Source organism: Umezawaea tangerina, from assembly GCF_003002815.1.
Classification (GTDB): domain Bacteria; phylum Actinomycetota; class Actinomycetes; order Mycobacteriales; family Pseudonocardiaceae; genus Umezawaea; species Umezawaea tangerina.
The window spans coordinates 528,439-542,415 of the sequence record NZ_PVTF01000002.1; the positions used below are offsets into that span (position 1 = coordinate 528,439).

General features: G+C 70.8%; 10 protein-coding genes. 4 read left to right on the forward strand and 6 right to left on the reverse strand.

Annotated features, from left to right (window positions below; genetic code table 11):
* Positions 1-75 precede the first annotated feature (75 nt).
* Entirely contained in the window at positions 76-2,436 is a 2,361-nt protein-coding gene (locus tag CLV43_RS08390) for an AAA family ATPase (protein WP_170155748.1), read from the reverse strand.
* Positions 2,437-2,649: 213 nt separating this feature from the next.
* Here CLV43_RS08390 and CLV43_RS08395 point away from each other — a divergent pair, with 213 nt between their 5' ends.
* Positions 2,650-4,749 (forward strand): VWA domain-containing protein, encoded by a 2,100-nt coding sequence (locus CLV43_RS08395; RefSeq protein ID WP_106186480.1) that lies wholly within the window; start codon positions 2,650-2,652, stop codon positions 4,747-4,749.
* 85 nt (positions 4,750-4,834) lie between these two features.
* Here the strand turns inward: CLV43_RS08395 and CLV43_RS08400 are convergent, their stop codons facing one another.
* From CLV43_RS08400 to CLV43_RS08410, 3 genes are read right to left on the reverse strand one after another with little or no spacing between them, the layout of a single operon-like run.
* Positions 4,835-5,935 (reverse strand): winged helix DNA-binding domain-containing protein, encoded by a 1,101-nt coding sequence (locus CLV43_RS08400; protein WP_106186481.1) that lies wholly within the window; start codon positions 5,933-5,935, stop codon positions 4,835-4,837.
* Complete coding sequence (locus tag CLV43_RS08405; RefSeq protein WP_106186482.1) at positions 5,932-6,963, reverse strand: aldo/keto reductase; 1,032 nt, start codon at positions 6,961-6,963, stop codon at positions 5,932-5,934. The genes CLV43_RS08400 and CLV43_RS08405 overlap by 4 nt, the downstream gene beginning before the upstream one ends.
* Positions 6,964-6,997: 34 nt before the next feature.
* Positions 6,998-7,573, reverse strand: a complete 576-nt coding sequence (locus tag CLV43_RS08410) for a DinB family protein (RefSeq protein ID WP_106186483.1) — start codon at positions 7,571-7,573, stop codon at positions 6,998-7,000.
* A gap of 102 nt (positions 7,574-7,675) precedes the next feature.
* Between CLV43_RS08410 and CLV43_RS08415 the strand changes: the two genes are divergently transcribed.
* Together CLV43_RS08415 and CLV43_RS08420 are read left to right on the forward strand one after the other, a co-directional pair.
* The gene (locus CLV43_RS08415; protein ID WP_106186825.1) at positions 7,676-8,662 is read left to right on the forward strand and encodes a helix-turn-helix transcriptional regulator; all 987 of its coding nucleotides are present in this window, start codon (positions 7,676-7,678) and stop codon (positions 8,660-8,662) included.
* A 22-nt stretch (positions 8,663-8,684) separates the two neighbouring features.
* Positions 8,685-10,418, forward strand: coding sequence for a hypothetical protein (locus CLV43_RS08420; RefSeq protein ID WP_106186484.1), 1,734 nt, complete (start codon positions 8,685-8,687; stop codon positions 10,416-10,418).
* Here CLV43_RS08420 and CLV43_RS08425 read toward each other — a convergent pair.
* The gene (locus CLV43_RS08425; protein ID WP_106186485.1) at positions 10,409-11,782 is read right to left on the reverse strand and encodes a permease prefix domain 1-containing protein; all 1,374 of its coding nucleotides are present in this window, start codon (positions 11,780-11,782) and stop codon (positions 10,409-10,411) included. The genes CLV43_RS08420 and CLV43_RS08425 overlap by 10 nt on opposite strands.
* Positions 11,779-12,144 (reverse strand): PadR family transcriptional regulator, encoded by a 366-nt coding sequence (locus tag CLV43_RS08430; protein WP_106186486.1) that lies wholly within the window; start codon positions 12,142-12,144, stop codon positions 11,779-11,781. The genes CLV43_RS08425 and CLV43_RS08430 overlap by 4 nt, the downstream gene beginning before the upstream one ends.
* 443 nt (positions 12,145-12,587) lie before the next feature.
* On the opposite strand from CLV43_RS08430, the gene CLV43_RS08435 reads away from it, so the two are divergent.
* Positions 12,588-13,895 (forward strand): pectate lyase, encoded by a 1,308-nt coding sequence (locus tag CLV43_RS08435; RefSeq protein ID WP_106186487.1) that lies wholly within the window; start codon positions 12,588-12,590, stop codon positions 13,893-13,895.
* Positions 13,896-13,977: the final 82 nt, after the last annotated feature.

The window sequence follows — 13,977 nt, forward strand, 5'->3', positions numbered from 1 at the left end:
GCGCATGGTGGTCCAATACGCAAGCCGCGCCGAACTCCTCGACTGGCATCTCCGACCTTCGTCAGCTGGCGAGACCTATGTCTTCGAGTCGACCTGGACGTCGTTCACAAGCGCGTAGGCGAGCTTCGCCAGATCCTCTTTGAACCCCGGGTAGTTGGCGATCGAGTCGCTTGTCCTGCCGTCGAGTTGGTGGTTCCGCTTGATGCGCAGCATGTGGTTGCGGAGGTCATCCGCGTCAGCGGAATTGTCCAGGCTTGCGGTGACCTCTTCCAACAACATCGCCGCCTGGGCCTTGGTAGCGGTGTCGGGGTGGTCGAGCAGGAAGGAGTCCTTGAGTCGCTTGACCTTGGTACCGGTCTTGTCAGCGGTGAACTCACGCATGGCCTCGCGTTGGAGCCTGCCCAACTCGGTGAACAACGCCCGAAAGTTGGCGTCAACCGTGTGAGCTTCCTCAACGGGAAGTTCGTTGTTGACAACGTCCAGCACGCATCGGGCGAAGCCGACCTTGGCCAGGCCGAGGTCGGGCACCTTGCCCCTGGCAGCCTTCTGCAGAGCCTGATGGGTATCGGCCTGGGGTTCGTACACCACGTCATCGACTGTGAGTGCCTTGAGTTGCGCGGCCTTGTCCGGCGACAGGAAGGCCGCACCGTACTTCCTCACAGCCTGGACAGCCACCTCAAGGGGAACCAGGTCCTCGATCGCGGCGAGGCCTGCGGGGTTGCCTGTGGGGATCTCGCCGGAGTGGAGATCTCCTAGTTGGAGAACGAACTTCTTGTCGATCAACCGCTTGCCCCGGTGGCCTTGCTCTAGGTCACCAACCGCTGCATCGCCCGCCTCGTCGCTGTCGAGCAGGACGATCACGGCGGGCTTCTCGACATCGCGGCCACGAGCGAGGTAGACGAGATAGGGAACATTGCCCGCACCGCCCGCGGGTACGAGGGTGACGGCGTTGAGGTCGATGTTGGTCAGCGGATCCGGGTCGATACGCCGCAGCCGCGCGGACATCCCGGCGATCAGCACCTGGTCGGCCTGTCCTTCCAGCATGAGGTTGCAGTTGCTGATGAAGGTGGTCTCGGCGACGAAGCTGCCGAAGGCGGACCGCAGCGGCTCGTAGTGGTTCTGGACCGCGTTGCGCACGACTCGGGTACCTTCGTCTCCTTCGCCCTTCTCGAGCACCCGGATGCGCTCACCGTGGTTCTTGTCGATCAAGAACGGTGAGTGGGTGACGTAGACGACCTGACACGGAGTGCGTTGCGGGTCCTCGGGGTTGGCGAAGTCCTCGAAGATGCGCAGGAGGTCCTGCTGGCCCGCGCTGGACAGGTAGGCATCGGGCTCGTCCATGAGCAGGATCTCGCACTTACCCGCTTCGGGCTTGTCGTGCGACTGGTACTGGATGAAGTAGCTCAGGAAGTACCGCAGCCCCATGCTGCGCTCCCCTGCGGAGTACTCGGTGCCGGTGCGGTCCCGGATCGTGAAGACGAGGTCTTGGTCGCGCAAGGTAAGCAGTAGTTGGAAGTGGTGGTCCTGTGACCACCACTTGGTGAGGTTGAGCTTCGCGGCGAGCCTCTTGTTGATCTGCGCGACCACTCCGTTGGCGTAGCCGTCGTCATCGTCGTCCACCGCCGCCAAGAGCTGCGCGAACGCCGTCCGACTCACACCGGCCACTTCGAGCAGCAGTTTGTCGGCCAGCCGCAGTTGCTTCTCGTGTTCCTCCGAGGACTTGTTCGCTTCGTTGAACGCACCCTCAGCCGGATGCCGAGCCTGTTGGGCCTCGGGTTGCTGACCGAACCACTCAGCCGCGTTGTCCATCACTTTCCGGATGAAGCCTCGCCGAAGTCTGCGAGGTGCAGTGCGGAAGGAGTGTTCATCTTCAGCCAGGTAGTGGAGTGGGACGCTGTCCGGAAGTGCCACGTTGGAGTCGATCTCGAACGACTTGGGCAGGAGTGCGTCCAACACCTCCCGACTCTTCACCTCAACCTGTCGCCAGTCTTCCTGGTCCGGGATGAAAACAACAGGTGGCCGACCTCCGAACCGGAACAGGCAGAACCGCTCGCTCATCGCCGGGAGCTTCGCCTTGAGCGCCTTGCTCACCGCCGACCTCTCCTCGGCATCGAGCCCGGACAGTTCCAGACCGAAGTCCGGCGGGGACATGTTGTCGTCCACGGCGAAGAACTGCGAGTACCGGCAGAAGTCGCCAAGTCCGATGTCGTTTCCGGTGAGGGCGCACTTGATCGCGTGCAGCAACTGGCTCTTCCCGGACTCGTTGGCGCCCACTACTGTCGTGACCGACTTTTCGAGGTCGACTTTGACGAACGGGTACTTCAGATCGCCTGGGAGCACGTCCCACGGGTACGGACTGAACCCTTCGTGAGTTTTTCTCAGGTAGTCGTAGTTGAAGGAGCGGAAGAAGCGGACGTAGACGGCGGAGATGAACATAAAACCCTCCCCTGCCCAGCAAGGCACCGAAGACCCGCGACCGCCGGTATTCGACCACACCGCACTCCCCCTATCGCCCGTCACCAACCGACGGTTAACACCACTATCGGGTGAATTTGTTAAGGACATGCACCGCGCACCACCCCAGGCGATAAACGCGGACGCGAATGCCCGCCGTGTAACGAAGCGGCACCCGGCGCCTATGTGCCAGACATGGAAACGCCGCCCGGAAGAAGATCGTTATCGGTGAGGGGTCCACAGCGGACCGTCGCGCTTCTCACGGCAGGGCTTTTCGCGCTGGCGTCCGGGGCGTTGACCGCACCAGCAGGTCACGCCCAGCCGGCCGCGTGCGCGAAGGTCGAGGTCGTGAGCTTTCGCGGAAGCGGCGAGGACAGCGCTGACGACGGGGACCGCTCGAACGGTCTGTCCGGGCCGACGTTGCAGAGAATCATCGAGAAGGCGCGCGGACTCGCTTCGTCCAGCGGCTACACCCTGGCCGACGTTCCGGTGTACGGCGTCCCCTACCCCGCCATTCCCGCCGCGGAGTACGCGGACGAGGACCAGGACCTGTTCGACTCGGTCGAGTACGGACGCCTGTTCGGCAGCGGCTACATCCACAAGCGCCGCGCGGAATGCGCCGAGACGGGGACGCGGTTCGTCCTCGCCGGGTACTCGCAGGGCGTGATCGCGGCTCGTGAGGTGGCCGAAGACCTCCCACCGGGCTGGATCGCCGGGGTGTTCGGCGTCGGCGACCCGGCCCAGAAGCCCGATGCCCGCGGAGTCACGGGATCCGGCGCGAACGGCGACGGGATGTACCGGCAGCTGATCAAGCAGGACGGGAAGGCGAGCAGCGACCCGTTCTACGACCTGCCCGTCCCGCTGCACCTGTTCTGCCACGAGGACGACCCGGTCTGCGACTACGAGCTCAACTGGCCCCCGGTGGGCGATTTCGGGCCGCACACGAACTACGGCGGCACGGACGAGGAGCTCACGCAGCTCGCAGGCGCGCTTCGCGACATGGCCGAGACCGCCACCACCACACCCCCACCGCCGGACAGCTCCGGCACGGGGCCCGCCGACCTGATGTTCGCCATCGACACGACCGGGTCGATGACGCCCTACCTCACCGCGGCCGTGAACAGCGCCAAGGCCACCGCGGACGCCCTGCGCGCCGCGACGCCGCACGCACGGGTGGGGCTGGTCGAGTACCGCGACCACGGCGACGGCTACGTCGCCCGCACGGTGGTCCCGTTGACCGACGACTTCGCCTCGTTCGAGACCGGCCTGCGCGGGCTCGTGGCGGACGGAGGCGGCGACACGCCGGAAGCGGTGTACAGCGGCCTGGTCACCGCACTCGGCGCGGACTGGGACCGGTCGGCTTCGCGCGCGCTCATCGTGCTCGGCGACGCACCGGCGCACGACCCGGAGCCGGTGACCGGGCTGACCGCCTCCGGGGTCGCCGACATCGCGAAGGGCATCGCGCCGATGCCCGCGCTGCCCCCGACCGTGGGCGCCGCGGCACGCGCGGCCGCGGCAGCTCCGGACGCTCCCGGCCAGCAGCAGTCGCCGCCCTCCGAGGCTCCCGCGGCACCGGAGGCGGAAGCACGCGTCGCCGCGGCACCGGGCGACAAGATCCCGGCGGTGGCGGTCTACGCGTTGTCCGCCGACTCCGGTCTCAGCGCCCAGATGGCACCGATCTCGGCGGCGACGGGCGGGGCCACGTTCCCGATCGGCTCACCCGACGAGGTCTCGAAGAGCATCGTCCAGACCGTGGAGGACGCGACGACCGCGCCCGTCGCACGGCTGAGGGCCGCGGACACCGTCGTCGTCGGCAACAAGACGGTCCTGTCCGGTCTCGCGTCGACCTACAGCGGGACCGGGGCCACGTACGCCTTCGACGCCGACAACGACGGCACCGTCGACCAGTCAGGAGAAGAAGGAACCTCCACCCACACCTACACGGCACCAGGGCCGGTCGAGGTCCGCCTGGTGGTGACCGACAGCCGCGGTCGCTCGTCCGAGGCCGTCGTGGGCATCGACGTCCGACCGCTGGAGTCGCTGCAGTTCCCCGAACGCGCTTCACCCACCACGACGACCACCAGCGCTCCGCCGGACTCCTCGACGGAACCGTCGACGCCGTCGACGGAGTCGTCCCCACCGGAGGCGCCGTCGGCACAGGAGCCACCGAGTCCCGGAGGCCTGGCGTTCACCGGGCTGGGAGGCCTCGGCACGATCGTCGCCGTGGGTGTCCTGCTCCTCGGCGCGGGCGCGGGCCTGTTCATGGTCACCAAGCGCCGCGGTAGGAGGACCTGACAGCGGAGTGGGTGGTCGACCACCGTGGTCGGCCACCCACCCGGCGATGATCTCGCCCGCATGTCCTCAATGGACATACCCCCGGTCAGCCCGACAACGCGTCGATCCGCACCCGGTCGCCGTCCCCTTCGGACAGGAACGACGCCAAGCCCGCGCCTTCCTCGGTGACGGCGGCGCGTTCGGCTCGGGACAGCGGGCGCAGTGGCGTGACGGCCACTGTGTCGTCGGTGACCGTCCACGTCGCCGAGACGCGGCCGTCGACCAGGACGAAGCGGGTAGCCGCGACCGACAGGCCGCGGTGGGCGTCGTCGATGATCCGGCCGCGGTCCTGGTAACCGAGGACCGCGTTGTCGAACGCGGGCAGGAACCGCACCGGCGCCGGGGTGTCCGGGTCGGGGCGGGGCGCGTCGGGGAGGTCGAGCAGCTCACGGCCGCGCTCGTCGCGGAAGGCGACGAGCTCGCCGCGCACCGCGGCCACCGCGGCGGGCAGTCCGGCGAGACCGCACCACGCCCGCAGGTCGGCCGAGGCGGCGGGCCCGAAAGCGGCCAGGTACCGCCGGACCAGCACCTGGCCGACGGGGTCGGAGGCGTCCGGGGGCAAGGGGTCGACCTCACGCCCCAGCCATGCCGGGAACGGGAGGTAGCGCGCGCCCGCCTTCGTCCGCCACAGCCCTCGCGGTGGCAGCTGCGCCACCGGGACGAGGGCCGCGACCACCACCTCCCCCAACGCCCGCGTCCCCGGCGCGGGCCACCGCTCGGCCAGCGCCCGCGCGATCTCCGACATGGTGCGCGGTTCACCGTCGGCGAGCACGGCCCGTGCCGCCGCCGCGAGCTCGGCGAGGTCGACCCCGTCGAGCTCGCGGCGGTAGACGCCCAGCACCCGTTGCAGCAGCATCGCGTCGTGGCGGGACCGCCAGGCCAGGGCGTCGGCGGCGGTGAGCAGGTGCACGGTGCGGCGCATGAGGTGCGTCCGCACGACGCTCCGCCCGACCAGCAGGTCCGAGAGCACCGCCGGGTCGAAGGCGCGCAGCCGCGACCACAGCCCGGCGAACGGTTCCTGCGGTTCCTGGGCCTGCAGCCCGCCGACGTGCGCGACGGCGTCGAGCACCGGCAGGTCGGAGCGGTCGAGCAGCAGCTGCCTGGCCAGCGTGGCGCGGTTGAGGGCACGGGTGCCGAGAACGGTCATGCCGCGACGCGCTCCCCGGCCGGACGGCGGCGCAGCTCCGTGCGGGTGATCTCGGGCGGGGTGTAGGACACGTCGATCGGGCCGAGGTCGGTCCCCGGCTCCACGATCCGGTCGATCGCGTCGAGGACCTCGTCGTCGAGGACGGTCCCGGCACCCGCCAGGATGTCCTCCAGCTGCTCGGCGGTCCGCGGCCCGATGATGGCCGAGGTGACACCGGGGTGGGCGATGGTGAACGCCATCGCCAGGTGCGTCAGCGACAGGCCCGCCTCCCGCGCCAGCGGGATGAGCTGCTCGACGGCGTCGAGCTTGCGCTCGTCGGTCAGGTGCCGGGAGACCCAGTGCATCCGGGGGTTCCGCGGCCGTTCCTGCCCCTTGCGGTAGCGGCCGGTGAGCATGCCCGACGCCAGCGGGCTCCACACCAGCACGCCCATGCCGTACCTGCGGCACGTCGGCAGGATCTCGCGTTCGATGCCGCGGTTGAGGACGGAGTAGGTGGGCTGTTCGGTGCGGAAGCGCTGCAGCCCGCGCCGGTCAGCGACCCACTGGGCCTCGACGATCTCCGACACCGGCAGGTTCGACGACCCGATGGCCCGCACCTTGCCCGCGCGCACGAGGTCGGTCAGCGCCGAGAGGGTCTCCTCGATGTCGGTGCTCGGGTCGGGGTGGTGGACCTGGTAGAGGTCGATGCGGTCGGTCCCCAGCCGCCGCAGCGAGTCCTCGACCGCGGTGGTGATCCACCGCCGCGAGCTGCCGCCGCGGTTGGGGTCGTCCCCCATCGAACCGTTGACCTTGGTCGCCAGCACGACGTCGTCGCGCCGGCCCTTCAGCGCCGCGCCCAGGATCTCCTCCGACTCGCTGCCGGAGTACACGTCGGCGGTGTCGACGAAGTTGATCCCCGCGTCCAGCGCCCGGTGGACGATCCGGGCGCAGTCGTCGCGGTCGGCGTTGCCCGCTTGGCCGAGCATCATGGTGCCCAGGCAGTAGGGGCTGACCTTGATCCCGGTCCGCCCCAGTTCGCGCATCTTCACGGTGTGCTCGTTCCCCTGTTCGTGGTGGACCCGGTCAGAAGGACGTCCGGCCGTCGATCGACTCGCGCAGGATGTCCGCGTGCCCGGCGTGCCGGGCCGTCTCGATGATCAGGTGTGCGAACACTCCGCGCACGCTGCGGACCGCGCCCGGCTCGTTCCAGGGCACCTCCGGCAACGGGTGGGTCGCCGACAGGTCGGTGAGGGTGGCGGCGACCTCCTCGGTGCGGGCGGCGACGTCCCGGTAGCGCGCGAGGATGCCGTCCAGGGTGTCGTCGGGCAGCATCCGGAACTCCGCCTGGTGGTCGATCGCCCACTGCGGGAACTCGCGCGCGGTGCCCGCGGTGAAGTCGGCCCACGTGACGCCCTCGGGCAGGTCGAAGCTCATCGCGGACGGCCCCTCGACCGCGAAGCGCAGCCAGGCCTGCTCCATGGAGGCGACGTGCTTGACCAGGCCGCCGAGGCAGAGCGCGCTGGCCGTGGGGGTCAGCCCCGCCTGCTCGTCGCTGAGGCCGTCGACGGCCCGGACGAGGCCCGCGCGGGCGGTGGCCAGGGCGGCGAGCAGGTCGGTCAGCTCGGCGTCGAGGACGGTGGTGGGCGTGCTGGTGGTCATGGTGGTCGAACCCCTCGTGGTGGTGTCGTCGGCTGGTACGTGACCACAGTCGCAGACGTAGAGGACAGGTAGTGTCCGCGACTCCGATGCACAATGGCGGACATGCCGAAGACCTCAGCGCGACTGCTCTCGTTGCTCTCGCTGCTCCAGACGCGCCGCGACTGGCCGGGGGCGGTGCTGGCCGAGCGGCTGGACATCAGCCCGCGCACGGTGCGCCGCGACGTCGACCGGCTGCGCGAGCTCGGCTACCCCATCGCGGCGTTCAAGGGGCCGGACGGCGGGTACCGGCTCGAAGCGGGCACGGAACTGCCCCCGCTGCTGTTCGACGACGACCAGGCCGTCGCGCTGGCCATCGCGCTGCAGATCGCCACCACCAGCGGCGCGGGCATCGAGGAGGCCGCGGCGCGGGCGTTGAACACGGTGCGGCAGGTCATGCCCGACCGGCTGCGCCGCCGCATCGACTCCCTCCGGTTCACCACCGTCGAGCGGCCGTCGTCCCGGCCGGAACCGAAGGTCGACAGCGGCGTGCTGATGGCGCTCAGCGCCGCCGTCCACGCGCGGGAGGTGCTGCGCTTCGACTACCCCGGACCGGACGACGGCGAGCCGCGGCCACCGCGCCGGGTGGAGCCGCACCACGTCGTAACCTGGGGCGGGCGCTGGTACCTCGTGGCCTGGGACCTCGAGCGCGACGACTGGCGCACGTTCCGCGCCGACCGGGTCGCCCCGCGCGTCCCGACCGGCCCCCGCTTCACGCCGCGCGAGCTGCCCGGTGGCGACGTGGCCACCTTCGTGGCGGCCAGGTTCCGCGGCTCCGACAGCTCCGCCGACTGGCCGTGCCGGGGTGAGGTGATCCTCGACCTGCCCGCCGCCGCGGTGTCCGACCACACCCGCGACGGCGTCGTGGAAGCGCTCGGCCCCGACCGCTGCCGGCTGGCCGTGGGCTCCTGGTCGTGGCCCGCGCTGGCCGCCTCCCTCGGCCGGTTCGACGCCGACGTCGAGGTCGTCGGGCCGCCCGAGCTCAAGGAGGCCTTCGCCCTGCTGGCCCGCCGCTACGCCGCCGCCGCGGCGACCGACGCGCGGGCCCGATGAGCCGGTGCAGCATGATGTCCGCGTGGAACACAGCTCTGGGAGTGCGGTAGTCGTCGGGTCGAAGGACGAGCTGGGCGGGCTGCTGCGGCGGGTCACCGCGGTCGCGCGCGGGGTGTCGGACGACCTCCGCAAGCCCGTCGACGACGAGGCGGCGCGGCGGTTGACCGCCGAGCTCGACGAGCTGGCGGCCGCCGTGCGCGACCTGCCGCGGCGCAGGCCGTGGACGGGGGTCGTGCGCGCGGTCGGCGAGACGGCGGACGAGGTCCTCGCGGCCGTGCGGGACCTGCTCGACCCCGCCGAGGACCCGGCCGGGGACGTCGACCGGCTCGCGCCGCGCATCGCCGAGCTGGAGGCCGCGCAGGCGCTCCTCGACGCCGACCCCACCTCGGACCTGGCCGCGCTGACGGGGTTCACGGCGTTGGCGAGCCGGATGACCGGCAGCACGGACCCGCTGGTCTGGGACGACCGCGGGTGGGCCGCCGTCGAGGCCGCCGTCGGCGAGCCGATGCCGCGGCTGACCGGGATCGGCGTCCAGCTGCTGGCGCTGGGACTGCCCGCACGGGTCGTGTTCGACGAGGTGTCCTTCGACGAGGCCGTGCGGACGGCCTACACCGCGTTCCGCTCCTCCCCCGAACGCCTGGGCGCGCTGCTGGCCGACCCGAACGTCCGGGCGGACCTGGCCGAGGCGCACGACCACCTGATGTCCGGCAAGGTGATCACCGCCGCCCTGCGGGCCGTCTCCGCACCGGACGACCCCGCGCTGCCGGACCTGGCCCGCGGCTTGGCGGACAGCCTCGGCAGGCGGCTGGCGACCGTGCTCGAGGCGGTCCGGTCGGACACCGCCTACGGCACCCTCCGCGCCGAGGACACCGCCGCGGCCGACACCGAAGGCTCCGCGGACACCGTCGACCAGCTCATCGCGGCCGTCGAGGCCGTGCACGCCGGGTACACCGGCCTGATCGCCGCGGTGGCGCAGGACAGGGCCGACCTGTCCGACCCGCGCGGCCTCGACCTGCTCGGCCTGGACGTCGAGGCGACGACCGAGGTCGGGCTCCGCCTCTGGGGCTGGCGGGTCGACTCCGCCGCGGTCGACGGCGCCGTGCTGACCGTCGAGGCGGCGCTGCCCCGTGACGCGAAGGTGGTGACGGCGATCGGCGTGGTGGCCCCGTACCTGCCCGCGGAGGTGAGCACGGTCGTGCTCACCCTCACCGGTCACGACGACCGCCGCCACCGCCTCGCGGGTCCGCTGGGACCGTGGAGCGCCTACAGCACACCGGACAGCGACAAGACCGTCGCCCTCGTCGACGTGCTCGGCTCCCTGGAGCTCGACGGCGCGCCCGCGATGCCGAGGACCGTGCACCGCAGGCTCGTCGCCACCTGGACCGCGGCGGAGATGAAGCAGGACCCGCCGCTCGCCGTCCCCCGCCTGCGCAGGCTGCGCGAGTCCGCCCGGCTCGTCGGCGACGCCGAGCTCGCCAGTGCGGTCACCGGCGTGATCACCGTCGTCCGCAACGGACTGCAGAAGGTCATGCTCGACCCGAAGTCGGCGAAGGACCTCCCCAAGCTGGTCGCCTGGGCGCGCACCCCGGCGCCGGACCCGGCGGCCTTCGCCGACACCCTCGACGCGCTGGCGACCCTGCAGCAGACCCCGGCGACCGCCCCCGACCCGGCTCCGTCCACACCGGACTCGTCCACATCGGACTCCTCCGCGCCGGACTCCTCCGCGCCGGGGGCGACCGCCTCCGATCAGACGTAGCCGAACAGCGGGGGGAACACCAGGGCCACGACCCAGGCCCACCCGGCGAACACCGGGAGGTACGCGGTCTGCCAGCGCTCGACCGCCGCGAACGGCGTGCGGCGGCGGACCATGCCCAACACCAGCCAGGCCGACCAGGCGAGGTTGGCCAGCAGGATGACGTTCTCCCCGAGCGCCGCGGCCTTGTTCGGCGTGGTGCCGAACTCGGTGATCCGCCCGGTGATCTCCAGCAGCACCAGCACGTCGATGACGAGCGCGCTCACCACGAGGGCGAGCTGGAGCTTGTCGAACAGGCCGGGCGGGGCCTGCGGGTCGCGGGCCGAGATCGAGTAGAGCAGCAGCGCCAGCACCACGACGAGCAGCAGGTCGAACAGGATCAGCGCCTCCCGCTCGACGTCGATGGCGCCGCTGGTCACGGCGAGCGCGACGAGGAAGGCGAGCAGCACCGCGGTGAACAGCGGCGTGAACAGCCGGGTGAGCACCGGGGCGATGTTCTCCACGACGCTCTGCTTGGCCTCGACGAGCCAGCCCGCCACCACGGACGCGGCCGCGGCGCCGCAGGGGACGAGCCACTGGCCGACGAAGGTGTCCGGCGTGATCCCGATGGCCGCGAAGGTCCCGAAGAGGAACGCGACCAGCACTCCCCCGCCGAGGGCGATGAGGACGTAGTAGATGAAGCACTCGCCGGTGAAGCGGACGAAGTCCATCCGACGGCGTGGCGCGCGCAGGTCGTCGGAGACGTAGGCGATGCCGACCACGAACCACAGCGCGATGGCGAGGTGGATCCCGGTCAGCACCAGCGACTGGGACTCGTCCGCCAGCGGGTAGGCGTTGGCCGCCACGGCACCGACCGCGAACAGCCCCACCAGCACCGCGACCACCGCCCGGCTCGCCCGACGGCGCCACGCGAGGAAGCCCGCCAGCCAGGGCAGCACGAGCAGGGCGACGTTGGTCCCGTAGAACGCGGGGTCGTCCTCGAAGCTCTTGCCGAGGATCTCCGGCATCTTGACGGTCAGCGCCGCCCCCGCGGCGCAGGCGATCATCGCGAACAGGTCGCGCCGCGAACGCGGGGTGTCCCGTGCCGGGCCGTCGGTGTCACCGGACAGCACGAGCTGCTTCCACAGCCGTTCCGAGTGCTCCCTGGCGAACTCTCGGGACAGGTCGTCCAGGCTCCCCATGCGCTTCACCGCGACCAGGAACGCCTCGTCGGCGTGCAGGCCGACGCCGACCAGCTCGTCGACGGACCCGCGCAGGTGGTCCTCGAGCTCGTCCGCGTCGGACGTCCGGAGCTCCTTGCGGCGCTGGACGTAGTGGCGCCACTGGGAGAACTGCGCCTCCAGCCCGTCCTGCCGGTCCTCGCTCATGCGAATCCCCCCAACGCGACGGACGGGCTGCCGCCCGCGCCGTTCCAGATCTCCTTCAGCGCGTCCACGACCGTGGCCCACTGGCGCCGCTGCTCGGCCAGCTCGGCCAGGCCGCTGCGGGTGACGCTGTAGTACTTGCGGCGCCGCTCCCCCGCGACCGACTGCCAGCTGGACTCCACGTGGCCGAGCCGTTCGAGCCGGTGCAGCAGCGGGTACAGCAACCCCTCGGTCCAGTCGAGCTCTCCCCCCGACAGCTCGTTGATCCTCCTGAGGATGGCGTAGCCGTAGCTGTCCGCCTCGGCCAGGATGCCCAGCACCATCGGCGTCGCCGAGGCGGCCACCAGATCCTTCGCGACTTTCACGCGACCTCCACCCGTGTTGTACCTAGCTCTGCGATGCATAGTAGCGCTAGGTATCAGACGGCGCAAAGACGCTCGGGCCCCTCGGTCGTTCACGAATGTGACCGCAACCCGCCATCCCTGTTCACGGACATGACCGCTCGCAATCGCCTTTCCCCGAAAGAATCCGGACGTCGACCAATGGCCTCGTCGCTCTACCTGTGCGTTCGATCGAATTCGACACCGATGATGTCGAACAGGCGCGAAAACGGCCGTTGACCAGCCGGTTACGCGACATCTACAGTCCGACCGGAAAGCGGTTTCCGGCGCGGACGGGCACGAGGCGTCACCTCCGACGGCATTTCCACGATCGTCCCGCGGTGCGCTCACGGGATTCGCCGGAACATTTCTCACAATGGGCCGAACGCCAGTCTCGGAATCGCGGGACGTCGGGAAGTGGAGACGCCATGGGCACGTCCGATCGACCACCAGGCACCCGGAGGCCGCGCGGCACGCGGTGGCGACTGGCCGCCGCGGCGGCCGCGAGCGCCACCGCGCTGGCGGCCACCCTCGCCGCCCTGCCGGTCGCCTCGCCCGCCGAGGCGGCCGTCGGCGCCGGGACGTACGCGGTCTCGAACTCGGGCAGCGGACTCTGCCTCGACGTGCCGGGGGCGAGCACCGCCGCCGGCGTGCAGCTCCAGCAGGCGGCGTGCGGCAGCGGCGCTGGCCAGAAGTGGGCGCTGACGGCGGTCGGTGGCGGGTTCCGGATCACGTCGGTGGCCAGCGGCCTGTGCGTCGGCGTCCGGGACGCCTCGACCTCCGCGGGCAAGGCGGTCGAGCAGGAGTCGTGCACCGGTGCCGCGGGCCAGGTCTGGTCGCTGACCGAGAGCGGGAGCGGCTACCGCGTCGTCGACACCAACGGCGGCAAGTGCCTGAACCTCAAGGACAACTCCACCTCGGCGGGCGCGCTCGTGCAGACCAACTCCTGCGACAGCGCGGCCACCAAGCAGTGGGCGTTCACCGTCGCGGGTGGCGGGAGCGGGCCGACCACGACCACCACGACGACGACCACGACGACCCAGCCGGGCGGCGGCAGCGGTGACGGCAGCGGGGCGTGGCCGTCCGACACCGGCAGCGTGCACCAGACGACCACCGTCAACGCGGGCACGTTCTTCGACGGCGGCATGAAGCGCTACTACGGCATCGGCGACGGCGGCCAGGGCGAGAGCCAGGACCCGATGTTCGAGGTCGCCAACGGCGGCACCATCCAGAACGTGTTCCTGGACGCGCCGGCGGGCGACGGCATCCACTGCCTGGGCTCGTGCACGATCCGCAACGTGTGGTGGAACGACGTCGGCGAGGACGCCGCCACGTTCCTGAGCCCCAGCTCGTCGGCCACCTACCTGGTGGACGGCGGCGGCGCGAAGTCGGCCGCCGACAAGGTGTTCCAGCACAACGGCGCGGGCACCGTGACCATCCGCAACTTCCAGGTGCACAGCTCCGGCAAGCTCTACCGGGCGTGCGGCAACTGCACGACCTCCTACAAGCGCAACGTGGTCATGGACGGCGTGACCGCGCGGTCCACGAAGGTGCTCGCGGGCATCAACACCAACTGGGGCGACACCGCCCGGTTCTCCCGGATCACCGTCTACGGCACCACGTCGATCTGCGACAAGTACAAGGGCGCGCCGAAGGGCGAGGAGCCGACGAAGATCGGCTCCGGCGCGGACGGCGTCAACTGCCTCTACCAGGCGTCCGACATCACCCAGAAGTGACGCCGACCGGGATCGGGGCCGTGTCCGCGCAGGTCACGGCCCCGATTCCAGTCCCACTAGCCCGTCGTGGCGATTGACAGCC